This is a genomic window from Achromobacter sp. PD1, assembly GCF_048541815.1.
GTDB lineage: Bacteria > Pseudomonadota > Gammaproteobacteria > Burkholderiales > Burkholderiaceae_B > Achromobacter > Achromobacter bronchisepticus_A.
Map to the genome: position 1 here is coordinate 1001915 of NZ_CP183349.1, position 16335 is coordinate 1018249.

Below are 16335 nucleotides of genomic sequence, written 5' to 3' on the forward strand. Positions count from 1 at the left end.
AGGCCATGCCATTCTCATACTCAGTCGCCAGCATCCGCGACGCCGAACGCCAGGCCCTGGCCGCCGGCAGAAGCTTGATGCCCCTGGCGGGGGCGGCCGCGGCCCGTTACGCGGCAGCGCGGATCCGGCCGGGGACGGTGGTGTTGGCGCTGGCGGGGCCTGGAAACAATGGCGGCGATGCGCTGGAAGCCGCGGCCGGCCTGCGCGCCATGGGGCATGACGTGCGCGTGCTGCTGCCATCGGGGGCGCAGCGCCTGCCGCCCGATGCCGCCCGCGCTTATGCCGGCTGGCAGGCCGCGGGCGGTGAAACCTGGTCAGCGCTGCAGCCGGGCTTCGTGCCGGAACTGGTCATCGACGGCCTGTTCGGCATCGGCTTGAATCGCCCGCTGGGCGCGGACTGGCAGGCGCTGGTGGACACGGTCAACGCCTGGAACGTGCCGGTGCTGGCGCTGGACGTGCCCAGCGGCATCGACGCCGATAGCGGCGAGGCCCTGGGGCGGCCGATCCGGGCGCGCTGGACCCTGTCTTTCATCGGCCGGGCGAGGGGGCTGGAACTGCCGGGGCCGGGACGCGACGCCTGCGGCGTGTCGGCTGTGGACACGCTGGGCGTGACCATCGCCCCGGCGGCCTGACCCGAAGGATTCGTCTTACGCGGGCTTGCCGCCGAAGCGCGAGGCGATGTCGGCTGCCAGCGGCGCGTAGCGCTCGTTGTCGCGGCCGGCCAGCGCATCCAGATGCGCTTCCGACGCGTCGAACACCTGCCAGTAGATGCGGCCGCAGATCTCGCGGGCGGCATGGCCGGGCCAGTCGTCGGGCAGCATGGGACCCGGCAGTTGCGGATCGTGCAGCACGATCCGGCGCCAGCTGTGCAGCAGCATGACGCGCACGATGAACGCCTCGGCAGGCGCGGGCGGGGTTTCCAGCAGCTTTTCCAGCGGACCGAAATTCTTGGCGAACTGGCGGTACTGCTCGGCCAGCTCGTCCAGGTTCCAGCATTGCGAGGCCAGGCTGGCTATCGGCAGACCGCCGGCGCCGGCCAGATCGCGCGCCGACAGCACCAGGGCGCGGTCGGGGATGCCCAGCTTTTCCAGGATGTCGTGCGCGGCGCTCGCCTCGGTGTGCGGGTGGGCAAACAGCCCGGGCGCGATCATGCCGAAGCCCTCCCAGACCAGCTCCCGGCGCAACTCAGCGCGTTCGGCCAGCCCGTTGCCGGTGCGCGGCAGGGCGACCAGCGTCCACTCGCCGTTCCATTCCTGGGGCGGGCCGACATAGATGCGCTGGGAGGCATGCGCGGTGTGGCGCAGGCCCTGCTCGGAAATCAGGTAGAGGCTGCGCCGTCCGTGGCGTTCGGATTGCAGCCAGTTCTGCGCCACCAGGCGGAACACGCTGGTGCGCAGCAGGCGTTCATTGATGCCTAGCGGGGCCAGCAGCTCGATCAGGTCGCCCAGCCAGATGGCGCCGCCATGCGGCGCCAATGCGTCCCCGAGCAGGCTGACGCAGAGCGATTTTGCGCGCGGCGGATCGTTCTTGATCAGGCGTGACAGAAAGCGGTCCAGGGGCGACTGAGGGTTTGCCATTAGAGGGGGCCGGGGCGGCCGATATCGGGATCCGCAATATGATACATAAATCCAATGTGATACAGATTTGAGTTTGACAATGAATTTTTTGTATTAAATAATCCGCCTATGACATGACGGCACTGCGGAACGTTTGCTTTGCGTTTTCGCAAACCGTCTTCAAGGAGACAGACATGTACGCTCAACTCGTCGAAACCGGCGTCAAGCAGGTCAAGACCGCGGACCAGCTCGAAGGCCGGGAACAGACGTTCCAACGCCGGATCGACGACGGCGTCCGCATCGAGGCCAAGGACTGGATGCCGGACGCCTACCGCAAGACGCTGGTGCGCCAGATTTCCCAGCACGCGCACTCTGAAATCGTGGGCATGCTGCCCGAAGGCAACTGGATCACCCGCGCGCCTTCGCTCAAGCGCAAGGCCATCCTGCTGGCCAAGGTCCAGGACGAAGCCGGCCATGGCCTCTACCTGTACAGCGCCGCGGAAACCCTGGGCGTGTCGCGCGACGACCTGATCGACGATCTGCACGCCGGCCGCGCCAAGTACTCCAGCATCTTCAATTACCCCACGCTCAGCTGGGCCGACATCGGCATGATCGGCTGGCTGGTCGACGGCTCGGCCATCATCAACCAGATCCCGCTGTGCCGCTGTTCCTACGGCCCCTATGCGCGGGCCATGGTGCGCGTCTGTAAGGAAGAGTCCTTCCACCAGCGCCAGGGCTACGACCTGCTGATGCAGATGTGCCTGCACGGCACGCCCGAGCAGAAGGCGATGGTGCAGGACTCGCTGAACCGCTGGTGGTGGCCGGCGCTGATGATGTTCGGTCCTTCGGATGCCGACTCGCCCAACAGCGCCCAGTCCATGGCCTGGAAGATCAAGCTCTTCTCCAACGACGAACTGCGCCAGAAAATGGTGGACCAGACCGTGCCGCAGGCCGAATACCTGGGCCTGACGGTGCCGGATCCCGATCTGAAGTGGAACGCCGAGCGCGGCCACTACGATTTCGGCGAAATCGATTGGTCCGAGTTCTACGCGGTGCTCAAGGGCAACGGCCCCTGCAACCGCGAACGCCTGGCCGCGCGCGTCAAGGCGCACGAGGACGGCGCCTGGGTACGCGACGCATTGGTCGCCTACGCCGACAAGCAGGCAGAGCGCAAAGCCGCGTGATGAAACCCACCCCCGAAGCGCTGCGCGCTTCCTCCTTAAGGGGGCGCCACTGCGGACCGGCAAAGCCGGCTCCGCGCGGCCGCGCTGCGGCTCCGGTGGCTGGGTTTCCGGACTCACTCTTTTAACCATTGCAGATCAGGGCGCGCCGCGCGCGCCCGGCATTCAAGGACATCCATCATGAGCAAAGACTGGCCCCTGTGGGAAGTGTTCATCCGCAGCCAGCACGGCCTGGCGCACAAGCACGTCGGCAGCCTGCACGCGCCCGACGCCGAAATGGCGATCAACCACGCCCGCGACGTCTACACGCGCCGCAACGAAGGCCTGAGCATCTGGGTGGTGCGCGCCTCCGACATTTCGGCCAGCAGCCCCGGCGACAAGGATCCGCTGTTCGAACCGGCCAACAGCAAGGTCTACCGGCATCCCACGTTCTTCCCGATGCCCGAAGAAATCAAGCACATGTAAGACGGCGGGGGAGACATGGACAAGACTCTGTTTGAATACCTGCTGCGCCTGGGCGATTCCTCGCTCATCCTGTCGCAGCGTCTGGGCGCCTGGACCGGCCACGGCCCGATCCTGGAAGAAGACCTGGCATTGACCAATACCGCGCTCGACCTGCTGGGCCAGGCCCGCATGTGGCTGACGCTGGCGGGCGAGGTCGAAGGCGCCGGACGCGACGAAGACGCGCTGGCCTACCTGCGCGACGCGCACCAGTTCCACAACGTGCTGCTGGCCGAACGCCCCAACGGCAACTACGCCGACACCATGGCGCGCCAGTTCCTGTTCGACGTCTGGCACTACTTCCTGCTGCAGCGCCTGGAAAAGTCGAGCGACGAACGCGTCGCCGGCATCGCGGCCAAGGCCATCAAGGAAGTGACCTACCACGTGCGCCGTTCCTCGGACATGGTGGTGCGCCTGGGCGACGGCACGGCGGAAAGCCATGCCAAGATGCAGGCGGCCATCGATGACGCGTGGCGTTTCACCGGCGAACTGTTCGCCGACGACGCCGTGGACCTGGACGTCGCCGCCCGCGGCATCGGCTGCGAGCTGTCGGCCTTGCGCGAGCCCTGGCTGGCGCACGTGCGCGAAGTGCTGGAAGAAGCCACGCTGACCGTGCCCGACGAAGCCGCCGCCAACCATCTGGCGCACCGCGGCGGACGCCAGGGCAAGCACACCGAGGAACTGGGCTACGTGCTCGCCGAAATGCAGTTCCTGCCGCGCGCCTATCCGGGAGCCACCTGGTGAACGCGCTGGCGCCCGTTTCCGCCGACCAGGTCTACGCCTGGCTGCAGGAGGTCCCCGATCCGGAGATCCCCGTGCTGTCCGTGGTGGATCTGGGCGTGGTGCGAGACGTGTCCTGGGACGGCGAGGCCTGTGTCGTGGTCATCACGCCCACGTACTCCGGCTGTCCGGCCATGCGCGAGATCACGCAGGATATCCAGCAGACGCTGGCCCGCCACGGCATCGCCGAGGTCCGCGTGGAAACCCGCCTGGCGCCAGCCTGGACCACCGACTGGATGAGCGAGAAGGGACGCGAGGCGCTCAAGGGCTATGGCATCGCCGCGCCCGCCGAACGCGCCGTCGACATCTCGGGCATCAGCCGGCGTGCGGCCGGCCCCGCCATCGCCTGCCCGCGCTGCGGCTCGAAAGACACGCGCCTGGTCAGCAACTTCGGGTCCACGTCGTGCAAGGCGCTGTATCGCTGCGTGTCTTGCCGCGAACCCTTCGATTATTTCAAGACTCACTGAGAGCGGTTTCGCAATGAGCCAGAACCAATTCCATTCCTTGACGGTGGCTTCGGTGGCGCGCAACACGCGCGACGCCGTGGTCGTGACCTTCGACCTGCCCGAGACGCTGGCGCAAGAGTTCGCCTTCCAGCCGGGCCAGTACCTGACGTTGCGCACCGAGCTCAACGGCCAGGAACAGCGCCGCTCCTATTCCATCTGTTCCGCGCCCGACGACAAGCTGCTGCGCGTGGCCATCAAGAAGGTGGAAGAGGGCGTCTTCTCCAGTTGGGCCAACCATGAGCTGCAGCCCGGCCAGACCCTGGAAGTCATGGCGCCGGCCGGCAACTTCACCGTCGATTTTTCCCCCGAGAACAAGCGCCACTATGTGGCGTTTGCCGTAGGCAGCGGCATCACGCCGGTGTTCTCCCTGGTCAAGACCGCGCTGTCGACCGAGCCCAACAGCAAGTTCACGCTGTTCTTCGGCAACCGCGCCTCGTCCGCGGTGCTGTTCCGCGAAGAGATCGAAGACCTGAAGAACCTCTACATGGAGCGCTTCTCGCTGGTCTACATCATGAGCCGCGAGACCCAGGACATCGAACTCTTCAACGGCCGCCTGGACGGCGACAAGGTCGACCAGCTGATGTCGGCCTGGATGAGTCCCGAGGATATCGATTACGCTTTTGTCTGTGGTCCGCAGACCATGACCGAAAGCGTGGTCGAGCGGCTGCAGGCCCGCGGCATTCCGAAGTCGAACATCAAGTTCGAACTCTTCGGCGCGCCCAAGGGGCCGCGCGCATTGCGCACCGGCCAGGACGCCCGCCAGGCGCCCGGCAAGGGCCAGTGCGAGGTGACCGTGGTGCAGGACGGCCACAGCCGTATGTTCGTGATTGAAAAGAATAAAGACAGCGTGCTGGATTCGGCGCTGGCGCAAGGTATCGAACTGCCGTATTCGTGCAAGGGCGGGGTGTGTTCCACCTGCCGCTGCAAGGTCATCGAAGGCGAGGTGGACATGGACGCCAACTTCGCCCTGGAAGACTACGAAGTGGCGCGCGGGTTCATCCTGAGCTGCCAGAGCTTTCCGGTCAGCGACCGCCTGGTCATCGACTTCGACCAGGAAACCTGACCCGGCCCGCGCCAGGCAGATAAAACCATATCCATTTGGAGAGACGCAGTGTCCCAACAATTCTTCGAACGCCATCAGCCCCTGCTGGAACAAGCCATGGCCGCCGCCTCCCTGCGCGGCTACTGGAGCCCCTTTGCCGAGTCGCCCAGCCCCCGCAACTATGGCGAAACCGCCAACGACGAGGGCCGCGCGGCTTTTGAGGCGCTGCAAGGCAAGCCTTTCCCGCTGAACCTGCACGACGCCGACGGTACCGTGGGCGGCGAAAAATCGCCGTTCGGCTTCGACCTGGGCATCACCTATCCGCACGTCCCCGCCGACAAGCTGATCGCCGCTTCCAAGCGCGCGCTGGAAGACTGGCGCCGCGCCGGCCCGCGCGCCTGGGTGGGCGTGTCGCTGGAAATCCTGGCCCGCCTGAACAAGCGCAGCTTCGAGATCGCCTACGCGGTCCAGCACACCACCGGCCAGGGCTTCATGATGGCCTTCCAGGCCGGCGGCCCGCACGCGCAGGACCGCGGCTTCGAAGCCGTGACCTACGCCTGGCAGGAAATGTCGCGCATCCCCGGCGTCGCCGTCTGGGAAAAGCCGCAAGGCAAGAATGACCCGATCCGCATGGAAAAGCAGTTCACCGTGGTGCCGCGCGGCGTCGCGCTGGTGATCGGCTGCTCCACCTTCCCGACCTGGAACGGCTACCCCGGCCTGTTCGCCAGCCTGGCCACCGGCAACACCGTCATCGTCAAGCCGCACCCCGGCGCCATCCTGCCCCTGGCCATCACCGTGAAGGTGGCGCGCGAAGTGCTGCAGGAAGCGGGCTTCGATCCGGACGTCGTCCTGCTGGCCGCGCATGCGGCCGGCGATGACACCGCGCAGAAGCTGGCGCTGGACCCGGCCGTCAAGATCGTCGACTTCACCGGCAGCACCGCCAATGGCGACTGGCTGGAGAACAACGCCCGCCAGGCGCTGGTCTACACCGAGAAGGCCGGCGTCAACCAGGTCATCATCGACTCCACCGACGACCTGAAGGGCGTGGCCCGCAACCTGGCGTTCTCGCTGGCCCTGTATTCGGGCCAGATGTGCACCGCGCCGCAGAACATCTACGTGCCGCGCGACGGCATCCAGACGCCGGAAGGCCGCGTCAGCTTCGACGAGGTCGCCGCCGCCCTGGGCGCCGCGGTCGAGAAGGTCGGCGCCGATGCGGCCAAGGCCGTCGAATTGACCGGCGCGATCCAGAACGAAGGCATCGTCGAGCGCATCGAGAAGGCCCGCGCGCTGGGCCTGCCGGTGGTGGCCGACAGCAAGGCGCTGACGCACCCGCAGTTCGAGAACGCCCGCGTCCGCACGCCGCTCCTGCTGCGCACGGAAGCCGGCAACGCCGCCATCAGCCAGGAATGGTTCGGTCCGATCGCCTTCGTGGTCGCCACCGACTCCACCACCCACAGCATCCAGCTGGCGCGCGACAGCGTGATCAAGCATGGCGCGCTGTCGCTGTCGGCCTACACCACCAGCGACGCCGTCGCCGACCAGGTGCAGGACGCTGCGGAAGTCTCGGGCGTGTCGCTGTCGCTGAACCTGACGGGCGGCGTGTTCGTCAACCAGACCGCCGCCTTCAGCGACTTCCACGGCACCGGCGCCAACCCGGCCGCCAACGCCGCGTTGTCCGACTCGGCCTTCGTGTCCAACCGTTTCCGCGTGGTGCAAACCCGCCGCCATGTCTGAACGGGGCCGCTGACATGAGCTACCAGGATATCCAATTCGACCTGTCGGGCGGCATCGCGCGCCTGACGCTGAACCGTCCCGACAAGCTGAACAGCTTCACCGCCAACATGCACGGCGAAGTGGCCGACGCGTTGACGCGCGTGGAGACCGAAGGCGCGCGCGTGCTGGTGCTGACCGGCGCGGGCCGCGGCTTCTGCGCCGGCCAGGACCTGAGCGAGCGCAAGCCCGCCGCCGACGGCACGCCGCCCGACCTCGGCGAGACCGTCGACAAGTTCTACGGGCCGCTGGTGCGCCGCGTGAACGCCCTGCCCATGCCCGTCGTGGTGGGCGTGAACGGCGTGGCCGCCGGCGCGGGTGCCAACCTGGCGTTTGCCGGCGATATCGTCATCGCCAAGGCTTCGGCCACGTTCATCCAGTCGTTCTGCCGCCTCGGGCTGATTCCCGATACCGGCGGCACCTTCGTGCTGCCGCGCCTGGTGGGCCGCGCCCGCGCCATGGGCCTGGCCATGCTGGGCGACAAGCTCAGCGCCAAGCAGGCCGAAGAGTGGGGCCTGATCTGGCAATGCGTGGCGGACGAGGAATTCGATGCGACGCTGGAACGCCTGGCGCAGCATTTTGCCAAGGCGCCGACCAAGGGCCTGGCGTTCACCAAGCGGGCCATGCAGGCCAGCCTGGGCAATGACCTGTCCACGCAGCTGGACCTGGAGCGCGACATGATGCGCGAACTCGGCCGCAGCGCGGACTATGCGGAAGGCGTGGCCGCCTTCCTGGGCAAGCGCGAACCGCAATTCAAGGGGCAATAAGAATGAACGCACACGTTCCCGAGGTCGAAGTGCCGGCCGATCCCCAGGAGCTGGCGCAAGCCGTCGGCACCGTCATGTACGCGGGCGACGCGGCGTCGCAGGGCCTGGACATGAAAGTCGAGGAAATGGCGCCGGGCTACGCGCGCCTGACCATGCGCGTGCGTCCCGACATGCTGAACGGCCACAAGACCTGCCACGGCGGATTCATCTTCGCCCTGGCGGACAGCGCGTTCGCCTTTTCGTGCAATTCGCGCAACGTCAGCACCGTCGCTTCGGGTTGCACCATCGACTATCTGGCCCCGGGCTTCGAAGGCGATCTGTTGACCGCGGTGGCGCAGGAGCGCTCGCTGGCCGGCCGCACCGGCGTCTATGACGTCACCGTCACCAACCAGGACGGACGCAACGTGGCGCTGTTCCGCGGCCGTTCCTACCGCATCAAGGGCCAGATCGTCGGCGTTCCCGCGGACGCTTGAGGCAGCCAGCCAACCAAAGCTATACGGGCGCGGGCCGGGCAGCGAGCGGGCAGGGCATATGCCCGCCGCGATCAGGCCCCGCGCAGAGAGAATTTCAGGAGAGAGATAACCATGTCCAACACCATGAGCAAGCCGGGGCTGGACCCCATCGAGCATGCCAGCCAGGATGAGCTGCGCGCGTTGCAGCTCGAGCGCCTGAAGTGGTCGCTCAAGCACGCCTACGACAACGTGCCGCACTACAAGAAGGCTTTCGATGAAGCCGGCGTACACCCTGACGACCTGAAGCAGCTGTCCGATATCTCGAAGTTCCCCTTCACCACGAAGAAGGAACTGCGCGAGAACTATCCCTTCGGCATGTTCGCCGTGCCGCGCGAGCGCATTTCGCGCATCCACGCGTCCAGCGGCACCACCGGCAAGCCGACCGTGGTGGGCTACACCAAGGGCGACCTGGACAACTGGGCCAACCTGGTGGCGCGCTCGATCCGCGCGGCGGGCGGCAAGCCCGGCGACACGGTGCACGTGGCCTACGGCTACGGCCTGTTCACGGGCGGCCTGGGTGCGCATTACGGCGCCGAACGCCTGGGCTGCACGGTCATTCCGATGTCGGGCGGACAGACCGAAAAACAGGTGCAGCTGATCAACGATTTCCGTCCGGACATCATCATGGTCACGCCCTCCTACTTCTGCAATATTCTGGAGGAACAGCGCCGCCAGGGGATTGATCCGCGTCAAAGCTCGCTGCGCATCGGCATCTTCGGCGCCGAACCCTGGACCGGGCAGATGCGCGCCGACATCGAGGCCGAAGCCGGCATCGACGCCGTCGACATCTACGGCCTGTCCGAAGTGATGGGGCCGGGCGTGGCCAGCGAATGCGTCGAGACCAAGGACGGTCCGGTGGTCTGGGAAGACCATTTCTACGCGGAAATCATCAATCCCGACACGGGCGAGCCCGTGGCTGACGGCGAGCCGGGCGAACTGGTGTTCACTTCGCTGACCAAGGAAGCGATGCCCATCATCCGCTACCGCACCCGCGACCTGACCCGCCTGCTGCCGCCCACCGCGCGCAGCATGCGCCGCATCGGCAAGATCACTGGCCGCAGCGACGACATGCTGATCGTGCGCGGCGTGAACATGTTCCCGACCCAGGTCGAGGAACTGGTCCTGAAGATCGCCCAGTTGGCGCCGCATTACCAGCTGGTGCTGTCGCGCACCGGCAATATGGACGAGCTGGAAATCCTGACCGAACTGCGCGCCGAATTCTCGACGCTGTCGGATGCGGACCGCACGAATCTGGGCAAGCAGCTGCAGCATGCCGTGAAGACGCACATCGGCGTGAGCGCGCGCATCCAGGTGTCGGACGCGGGCCATGTGGAACGCACGCTGACCGGCAAGGCGCGCCGCGTGATCGACAAGCGGCCGAAATAGTAGGAAGCCCCACGCCGCGCCCGCTTACGCGGGCTAACTGCCCCCGAGGGGGCGGCTCGTCGGCGGGGCGGCTGCTTCTTGTAGGTAGCAGTCAAAAAAAAGCAGCCGTAAGGCTGCTTTTTTTACTTGATCGTCCCACGCACGATGCGCCGGTACCAGTAGTGCAGCAAGGCCGCCGACAGTCCCAGGCCGACCATGGCCATCAGCCACATGCTGCCGGCGCCCTGGGGAGATCCAGGGACCAGGATGGCGCGCACGCCGTCCAGGCCGCCGCGGCCCGGGCCGAAGCCGAACCACCAGCCGCCGACCAGGCCCACGCCCGCCAGCGCCACCACTTGCAGCAGCAGCGGCACCACCGCGACCTTGTAGGCGCGTAGGAGGTAGGAGTTGATGCACTGCATCGAGTCGAACAGGTGGAACAGGGGCAGGACGGCCAGCAGCGTGGTCGCCACCGCGGCCACCTCGGGGTTGTCGGTGTAGGCGGCCAGGATCAGCGGGCGGCCGGCCAGCAGCACCGCCGCCGTCAACAGGGCGCCCAGTATGCCCAGCGTCAGGCCGGCCATGCCGGTGCGGTGTGCATGGGCGAGGTTGCCCGCGCCGATGGCCTGCGCGGTCAGGGCCGCCGTGGCCACGCCCAGCGCCATGGGCATCATGTAGCAGAGCGCGGCCAGGTTCGACATGATCTGATGGCCGCCGGTCACGTAGGTGCCTTCGCGCGCCACCAGCAGGGCCATGAAAGTGAAGGCCGACACTTCGACCAGGTAGGAGCCGCCCATGGGGATGCCCAGGCGCAGCAGTTCCTTGAGGGTCTTCCAGTCGGGCTTGCCGACGTGCAGCTTGAAGCGGCGGTAGTAGCGGTCGTGGGTGATGACCCACAAGCCGAGGCCCAGGCTCATCCACGACACCACGGCGGTGGCCAGTCCGGCGCCGGTGGCGCCCATGGCGGGCAATCCCAGCTTGCCGTAGATGAACAGCCAGTTGAAGAAGGCCTTGAAGCCAATGGCCGTCAGGTTGATCGCCATGACCAGCTTGGGCCGCGAGACCGACGTGCCCAGCGCGTAGATGGTGCGGAACACCAGCGCGGCGGGCAGGGCCAGCACCAGGGCCTGCAGATACGAGCCGATGCGTTCGCGCACGCCGGGAGCGACCTCGCCGGACATGGACAGCCACATGTTTGGGAACAGCATCAGCACGGCGCCCACCACGGACAAGCCCAGCGCCAGCCAGACGCCCTGGCCCCAGCTGCGGCCGACCTCGAGGTTGTTGCCTGCGCCGAAGTGCTGGGCCAGGATGGGAATCAGGGCGTGCACCACGCCCATCAGTCCGACGAAGATAGTGATGTAGATCGACGCGGACAGCGCCATTGCCGCCAGGTCGGCGGCGCTGGAATGGCCGGTCATGGCGGTGTCGAGCACGCCGAAGGAGATGCCGGCCCACTGGCTGACCAGCACCGGCCAGGCCTGCCTGGCGATGCCGCGCAGGGTGGCGCCGAAACTCATCGGCGCGGCGGGAGCGGGCGTCATCGGGGGGCGCCGACTCGCAGCAGGCGGAAGACTTCCTGGCGGTCGGCGCGCCGGCCGCCTTGCCACAGCACCTCGGCGCCGTCGCTGTAAGCGGCGGTGTTGTCGCGCAAGCTCTGATTGCTGGTCTGCTGCAGCACCAGCGTGCACTTGGAGTCGAACGTGAACGTCAGGTTATCGAAGATCAGGAACGAGGCGCGCTGCCCGCTGCCCAGGCTCAGCCCGCGCACGCACTCGCCGGGGCGCGCGTTCTCTTTCAGTGCATGGGCCAGCTGGCCCGACACGGTGCGGTAGCTGCGGGCGTAGTCCACGGCCGGTTGCCACAACAGCACCAGCAGGATCCAGGTCACGGTCAGGCCGCCGGCCGACAGCACCGTGCCGCGCCACAACGCCTGCGGCCGCACCCGCAGCCGCCACACCACCAGCGCGATCCAGCCCACGGTGAAGCCCACGGCCAGCGCGAACGCCACCCAGGAGATCTCGGGTTCGTAGCCGGTGGTCTGGCGGGCGATATTGCGGGAAATCTGCGCCGGCCAGCCGAAGTGCAGGGCGACCCAGCCCAGCCAGACCGTGGTGGCCGTCAGCGAAAAGCACATGACGGCGAACCAGTCCAGCGTGTTGACCACGCCGCGGCGCAGCGTGGGCAGCGAGAACGCGCCCAGCACCGCGCAGGGCACGGCCAGCAGCACATATTCGGAATCGGAAGCTTCTTCCAAGCCGAACAGCACGACCGCCGAGCACACCAGCAGGGCCAGGGGCAGCCAGATGTGCGGCGCATAGAGCCAGGCGCGCCAGCGCCAGATGGCCAGCAGGGCCAGCGGCCAGGTCGGCCACAGGTACCAGGGCAGATCGCGCAGGGTGCGCCCGATGTCATGCCAGGGCGGCACGGTGAAGGACGACAGGTTCCAGATCTTCCAGTTGCGGATCCAGTACTCGCTGCTTTGGCTGGCGGGTATCCACCAGGCCAGGATCAGAACGGCGGCCAGCAGCGCGGCCCACAGCAGCCAGCGGCGGCATTTCCACAGCCGGCTGCGCGGATAGAACGCCAGTGCCGCGCCCACCATGATGGGGATGGCGCCGACCCAGCCGCGGGTCAGGAAACTGGCCGCCAGGGCGATGCCCAGAGTGGTGCTGCCGGTGAACGGCCGGTCTATGCTGCGCGCCAGCGAATAGAAGGCAAGCGCCTGCCACGCCATGATGGCGGGTACGACGGTGGTTTCGTGGGTGCGCTGCAGGATGCCGACCGTGGCCAGCAACAACAGCAGCGCGGCGTCCGCCAGCATGCGTCCGTAGTCGCGCGGCTCGGGTTCGCCGCCGAAGGGCAGGGCCAGCGGTTGCGCCTCGGCGCGTCGGCCCAGCAGATAGGTGCCATACCAGACGCTGGTGGCGGTGATGCCGAACCACAGCAGATTGGGCAGGCGGCCGGCGGTGATGTCGCCGATGAAGGGGCCGAACAGCCAGATGCAGATCGCGCCCACCCAGGTGATCAGGGGGCCTTCCTCGGCGTGCGCCAGATGTCCCACCTGCGGCAGCAGCCAGGTGATGCCGCCTTCGCGGATCGCCGTGATCATGGTCGCCAGCCCCACGGCATCGTCTGTTTTCCACGGGTCGCGCATGAACAGGCCGGCCACGATATAGGCCAGCGACAAGCCCAGCAGTATCAGTCTGGGCAGTTTCGCGGTGGCCACGGACGTGAGCCGGGCCGGAGTGGAAATGGAAAGTGGGGACACGGGCGTTAATGTAACCGAGTGGTCTGGTTGCGCTAGTACCCAGCGTCAGAATCGGACGGCCAGGGAGAAAAAAAAGCAGCCCGGAGGCTGCCTTTTCGCTGCGGCTCCCGGGGGAGCGACAGATCAGGAAGCGGACTTGACCGTGCCTGCGGTGCGGGCGAAGCGGGCGCGGAATTTTTCCACGCGGCCGGTTTCGACGATGCGCGTCTGGGCGCCCGTGTAGAACGGATGCGATTCGGAGGTCACGTCGCACTTGAAGAGCGGGTACGTCTTGCCATCCAGTTCGATGCTTTCGCGCGTTTGGACGGTCGAACGGGTGATGAACTTGTTGCCCGTTTGCAGGTCGGCGAAGACGACTTCGCGGTATTCGGGGTGAATGCCTTCTTTCATGGTGCTTTCCTAGGGCTCGGTCGAGCCTTGCAAGTTGTTAGGGTCGCCAGCCGGGTGTCCGGTGTCCCGCCAGCCTGGTGAACCCGTCGACATGCGGATCGGGTTTGCCCAGCGGCCGGATACTCGTCGACTATTCCAGCCACGTATCCAAAAAGTAACCCCAAATTCTAGCATGGGAATTTTGGCCAGGCCAAGAGGAAAGGACTCGCCGCGTAGCGAGGCGGTCCTTGCCAGAAATTGGGGTCGGATTGTTTCGGCGCTTAGAGATCCGTGCGCAGCTTCCAGATCTCGGGGAACAGCACCACTTCCAGCATGCGCCTCAGGTAATCCACCCCCGACGTGCCGCCGGTGCCGCGCTTGAAGCCGATGACCCGTTCGACCGTGGTGACGTGGCGGAAGCGCCACAGGCGGAACGCGTCTTCCAGGTCGGTCAGCTTTTCTCCCAGCTGGTACAGGTCCCAGTAGCGGTCGGGCTGGCGGTAGACCGTCAGCCAGGCGGCTTCCACGCCAGCCGACGATTGGTAGGGCTGGGTCCAGTCGCGCTCGAGGTGGTCGGCCGGCACGTCCAGGCCGTGGCGCGCCAGCAGCCGCAGCGCCTCGTCGTACAGCGACGGGGCTTCATAGGCGCTGCGCACCTGGGCCAGCAGGTCCTCGCGGTGCGCGTGCGGCTTGAGCATCGCCGCGTTCTTGTTGCCCAGCAGGAATTCGACCTGGCGGTACTGATAGCTCTGGAATCCGCTGGAACGCGCCAGATAGGGGCGCAGCGCCGAATACTCGGGCGGCGTCATGGTCGCCAGCACGTCCCAGGCATGGACCAGCTGTTCCATGATCTTGCTGACGCGGGCCAGCATCTTGAAGGCGGGCTGCAGCCGGTCGGCGGCCACGTTGGCGATGGCGGCGCGCAGTTCGTGCAGCATCAGCTTCATCCAGAGTTCGCTGGTCTGATGCTGGATGATGAAAAGCATCTCGTTGTGCTCGGGCGACAGCGGATGCTGCGCGCCCAGCAGTTCGTCCAGATGCAGGTAATCGCCGTAGGTCATGTCGCGCGTGAAATCCAGCTGCGCTTTTTCCTGGCGGACGATGTCCTCGGGGCGTTCGGAGTGGCTCATGCGCGGCCTCCCTTGCAGGGCGGGGCGGCGCGGCGGGCCGAGGCGGGCAGGGCGCGCCACGAGGGCGCGTGGGGGCGGACGCAGGCAAGCGCCGCATGCAAATCGGAATGGTCTTTCATGGTCGTGCTTCCAGAACCGGCGGCCGACTTCGGATCGGCCGCCATGGCCAGCGGACCAGCCTACAGTTCGCGCAAGACGGCGCGAACCGGGCTGGCATCGGCCTGGACCAGCGCCAACGGCAGTGCGATCAACTCGTAATCGCCTTCCGGCACATCGTCGAGCACCAGGTTTTCCAGTACTCGCATGTCGTGCCGCAAGATCGTGTGGTGGCTGTCCAGGGTCTTGCTGGAGGCGGGGTCGATGCTGGCCGTATCCAGGCCGATCAGCATGACGCCGCGTTCGGCCAGCCATTCGATGGTCTGGGGCGCGTAGGCGGAGAAATCGTCGGTCCACCAGTCCTGCGCGGCGTGCTTGGCGGTGCGGACCAGCACGCGGGGCGGCAGGTTCAAGGCCGCATGGGCCAGGTGGTCCACCGTGATGAGGGGGCCGCAGTCGACGGCGTGGATGACGCGGCAGGGCCCGAGGAACGGTTCGAGGGACACCGCGCCGATGGCGGCGGCGCCGTTCTGGTAATGCAGGGGCGCGTCAGCATGCGCGCCGATGTGCGGCGACATGGTGATTTCGCTGACGTTGACCGGGCAGCCGGGCGCAAGCGACCATTTCCATTGCTGGCGGTACGGCGTGTCGCCAGGAAAGACTGGCGACGCCGTGGAGACGGGCGGGGAGATGTCCCACAAGCGTTTCATGTCAGGCGGGGTGGGTCGAGAGATGCGTTAAGCCTAAAACAATTGCGGGCGCTAGTCTAACGAATTCGGGCGCCGGCCGCAGCCCCTAAAGGCCGCCGAGTTCGGCCATGGACACGACGGTGCCGGCGGCCACGATCAGGTGGTCCACCAGCCGGATGTCCACCAGGGCGAGCGCCTGCTTCAGGTGCTGGGTGAATCCGCGGTCCGCGGCGCTGGGCTCGGCCAGGCCGGACGGATGGTTGTGGGCGATGATCAGGGCCGCCGCGTGGTGGCGCAGGGCTTCGCGCACGACCTCGCGGGGATAGACCGATGCCTGGGACAGGGTGCCGCGCGCCAGTTCGCCCGTGGCGATCAGGCGCAGGCGGTTGTCCAGGTAGAGCGCAATGCAGTGTTCCACCTGGCGGTGCCCCAGCGCCATCTTGCAATATTGTTTTACCTGCAGCGGATGATCCAGGTTGCTGTTGCGGGCCAGGTCTTCCTCGATGGCGCGGCGGGCCAGTTCCAGCAGGGCGGCCAGCATGCACGCCTTGGCGGTTCCCAGGCCGGGAACCGCGGTCAGCTCCTCGGGCGTCGTGCCCAGGAGGCCCCGCAGGCCGCCGAATCTGGCCAGCAGCCGGTTGCCCAATTCCACCACGTCCAGGCCGGGAACGCCGGTGCGCAGGGCGATGGCCAGCAGTTCCGAGTCCTGGAGCGCGGCGGCGCCGTGGCGCAGCAGTCGCTCCCTGGGACGCTCGTGTTTGGGCAGCCGGTCGGACAATTTCATAAGAGGCTCTAAAATC

17 protein-coding genes are annotated in these 16335 nt (G+C 66.9%); 10 read left to right on the plus strand and 7 right to left on the minus strand.

The annotated features are described in order from the left end of the window. The first annotated feature begins 5 nt into the window (after window positions 1–5). Complete coding sequence (locus ACM1PE_RS04590) at window positions 6–632, plus strand: NAD(P)H-hydrate epimerase (RefSeq protein ID WP_118934211.1); 627 nt, start codon at window positions 6–8, stop codon at window positions 630–632. 15 nt (window positions 633–647) lie between these two features. Here the strand turns inward: ACM1PE_RS04590 and paaX are convergent, their stop codons facing one another. Beyond that, window positions 648–1577, minus strand: a complete 930-nt coding sequence (gene paaX, locus ACM1PE_RS04595) for a phenylacetic acid degradation operon negative regulatory protein PaaX (protein ID WP_059379303.1) — start codon at window positions 1575–1577, stop codon at window positions 648–650. A gap of 173 nt (window positions 1578–1750) precedes the next feature. Here paaX and paaA point away from each other — a divergent pair, with 173 nt between their 5' ends. The 9 genes from paaA to paaK all read left to right on the plus strand — a co-directional run bounded on the left by paaA (window position 1751) and on the right by paaK (window position 10001). Further along, window positions 1751–2740: a 1,2-phenylacetyl-CoA epoxidase subunit PaaA gene (paaA, locus tag ACM1PE_RS04600; RefSeq protein ID WP_059379302.1), complete on the plus strand. Its 990-nt coding sequence runs from the start codon at window positions 1751–1753 to the stop codon at window positions 2738–2740. 177 nt (window positions 2741–2917) lie between these two features. After that, the gene (gene paaB / locus ACM1PE_RS04605; protein WP_006388300.1) at window positions 2918–3202 is read left to right on the plus strand and encodes a 1,2-phenylacetyl-CoA epoxidase subunit PaaB; all 285 of its coding nucleotides are present in this window, start codon (window positions 2918–2920) and stop codon (window positions 3200–3202) included. A 15-nt stretch (window positions 3203–3217) separates the two neighbouring features. Then, on the plus strand, window positions 3218–3982 hold the full coding sequence (gene paaC, locus ACM1PE_RS04610; RefSeq protein ID WP_059379301.1) for a 1,2-phenylacetyl-CoA epoxidase subunit PaaC: 765 nt from the start codon (window positions 3218–3220) through the stop codon (window positions 3980–3982). Beyond that, on the plus strand, window positions 3979–4485 hold the full coding sequence (paaD, locus tag ACM1PE_RS04615; RefSeq protein WP_059379300.1) for a 1,2-phenylacetyl-CoA epoxidase subunit PaaD: 507 nt from the start codon (window positions 3979–3981) through the stop codon (window positions 4483–4485). The genes paaC and paaD overlap by 4 nt, the downstream gene beginning before the upstream one ends. Window positions 4486–4498: 13 nt before the next feature. Continuing rightward, window positions 4499–5587: a 1,2-phenylacetyl-CoA epoxidase subunit PaaE gene (paaE, locus tag ACM1PE_RS04620; RefSeq protein ID WP_419342616.1), complete on the plus strand. Its 1089-nt coding sequence runs from the start codon at window positions 4499–4501 to the stop codon at window positions 5585–5587. Window positions 5588–5635: 48 nt separating this feature from the next. Next, on the plus strand, window positions 5636–7300 hold the full coding sequence (gene paaN / locus ACM1PE_RS04625; RefSeq protein ID WP_059379298.1) for a phenylacetic acid degradation protein PaaN: 1665 nt from the start codon (window positions 5636–5638) through the stop codon (window positions 7298–7300). Window positions 7301–7314: 14 nt separating this feature from the next. Further along, complete coding sequence (paaG, locus tag ACM1PE_RS04630) at window positions 7315–8103, plus strand: 2-(1,2-epoxy-1,2-dihydrophenyl)acetyl-CoA isomerase PaaG (protein ID WP_059379297.1); 789 nt, start codon at window positions 7315–7317, stop codon at window positions 8101–8103. Window positions 8104–8105: 2 nt separating this feature from the next. Then, window positions 8106–8576: a hydroxyphenylacetyl-CoA thioesterase PaaI gene (paaI, locus tag ACM1PE_RS04635; protein WP_059379296.1), complete on the plus strand. Its 471-nt coding sequence runs from the start codon at window positions 8106–8108 to the stop codon at window positions 8574–8576. 111 nt (window positions 8577–8687) lie between these two features. After that, the gene (gene paaK, locus ACM1PE_RS04640; RefSeq protein WP_059379295.1) at window positions 8688–10001 is read left to right on the plus strand and encodes a phenylacetate--CoA ligase PaaK; all 1314 of its coding nucleotides are present in this window, start codon (window positions 8688–8690) and stop codon (window positions 9999–10001) included. Between the two features lie 122 nt (window positions 10002–10123). Here paaK and ACM1PE_RS04645 read toward each other — a convergent pair whose 3' ends face one another. The 6 genes from ACM1PE_RS04645 to radC all read right to left on the minus strand — a co-directional run bounded on the left by ACM1PE_RS04645 (window position 10124) and on the right by radC (window position 16319). Further along, window positions 10124–11524 (minus strand): MATE family efflux transporter, encoded by a 1401-nt coding sequence (locus ACM1PE_RS04645; protein WP_059379294.1) that lies wholly within the window; start codon window positions 11522–11524, stop codon window positions 10124–10126. Next, window positions 11521–13251: an ArnT family glycosyltransferase gene (locus ACM1PE_RS04650; protein WP_059379293.1), complete on the minus strand. Its 1731-nt coding sequence runs from the start codon at window positions 13249–13251 to the stop codon at window positions 11521–11523. The genes ACM1PE_RS04645 and ACM1PE_RS04650 overlap by 4 nt, the downstream gene beginning before the upstream one ends. A gap of 123 nt (window positions 13252–13374) precedes the next feature. Continuing rightward, window positions 13375–13641 carry a type B 50S ribosomal protein L31 gene (locus tag ACM1PE_RS04655; protein WP_054450976.1) on the minus strand — a complete coding sequence of 89 codons (267 nt, stop codon included), beginning with the start codon at window positions 13639–13641 and terminating at the stop codon, window positions 13375–13377. A gap of 260 nt (window positions 13642–13901) precedes the next feature. Then, complete coding sequence (gene kynA, locus ACM1PE_RS04660; protein WP_054450977.1) at window positions 13902–14750, minus strand: tryptophan 2,3-dioxygenase; 849 nt, start codon at window positions 14748–14750, stop codon at window positions 13902–13904. A 179-nt stretch (window positions 14751–14929) separates the two neighbouring features. Then, window positions 14930–15556 carry an arylformamidase gene (kynB, locus tag ACM1PE_RS04665; RefSeq protein ID WP_059379291.1) on the minus strand — a complete coding sequence of 209 codons (627 nt, stop codon included), beginning with the start codon at window positions 15554–15556 and terminating at the stop codon, window positions 14930–14932. Between the two features lie 85 nt (window positions 15557–15641). Then, complete coding sequence (gene radC, locus ACM1PE_RS04670; RefSeq protein WP_059379290.1) at window positions 15642–16319, minus strand: RadC family protein; 678 nt, start codon at window positions 16317–16319, stop codon at window positions 15642–15644. Between the last annotated feature and the right edge of the window lie 16 nt (window positions 16320–16335).

Coding starts and splice junctions, on each gene's coding strand:
- paaI (WP_059379296.1), top strand. CDS start 8,106: ATGAACGCACACGTTCCCGAGGTCGAAGTGCCGGCCGATCCCCAGGAG.
- paaE (WP_419342616.1), top strand. CDS start 4,499: ATGAGCCAGAACCAATTCCATTCCTTGACGGTGGCTTCGGTGGCGCGC.
- ACM1PE_RS04655 (WP_054450976.1), bottom strand. CDS start 13,641: ATGAAAGAAGGCATTCACCCCGAATACCGCGAAGTCGTCTTCGCCGAC.
- ACM1PE_RS04645 (WP_059379294.1), bottom strand. CDS start 11,524: ATGACGCCCGCTCCCGCCGCGCCGATGAGTTTCGGCGCCACCCTGCGC.
- paaA (WP_059379302.1), top strand. CDS start 1,751: ATGTACGCTCAACTCGTCGAAACCGGCGTCAAGCAGGTCAAGACCGCG.
- paaG (WP_059379297.1), top strand. CDS start 7,315: ATGAGCTACCAGGATATCCAATTCGACCTGTCGGGCGGCATCGCGCGC.
- ACM1PE_RS04590 (WP_118934211.1), top strand. CDS start 6: ATGCCATTCTCATACTCAGTCGCCAGCATCCGCGACGCCGAACGCCAG.
- paaX (WP_059379303.1), bottom strand. CDS start 1,577: ATGGCAAACCCTCAGTCGCCCCTGGACCGCTTTCTGTCACGCCTGATC.
- kynA (WP_054450977.1), bottom strand. CDS start 14,750: ATGAGCCACTCCGAACGCCCCGAGGACATCGTCCGCCAGGAAAAAGCG.
- kynB (WP_059379291.1), bottom strand. CDS start 15,556: ATGAAACGCTTGTGGGACATCTCCCCGCCCGTCTCCACGGCGTCGCCA.
- radC (WP_059379290.1), bottom strand. CDS start 16,319: ATGAAATTGTCCGACCGGCTGCCCAAACACGAGCGTCCCAGGGAGCGA.
- paaK (WP_059379295.1), top strand. CDS start 8,688: ATGTCCAACACCATGAGCAAGCCGGGGCTGGACCCCATCGAGCATGCC.
- paaB (WP_006388300.1), top strand. CDS start 2,918: ATGAGCAAAGACTGGCCCCTGTGGGAAGTGTTCATCCGCAGCCAGCAC.
- paaC (WP_059379301.1), top strand. CDS start 3,218: ATGGACAAGACTCTGTTTGAATACCTGCTGCGCCTGGGCGATTCCTCG.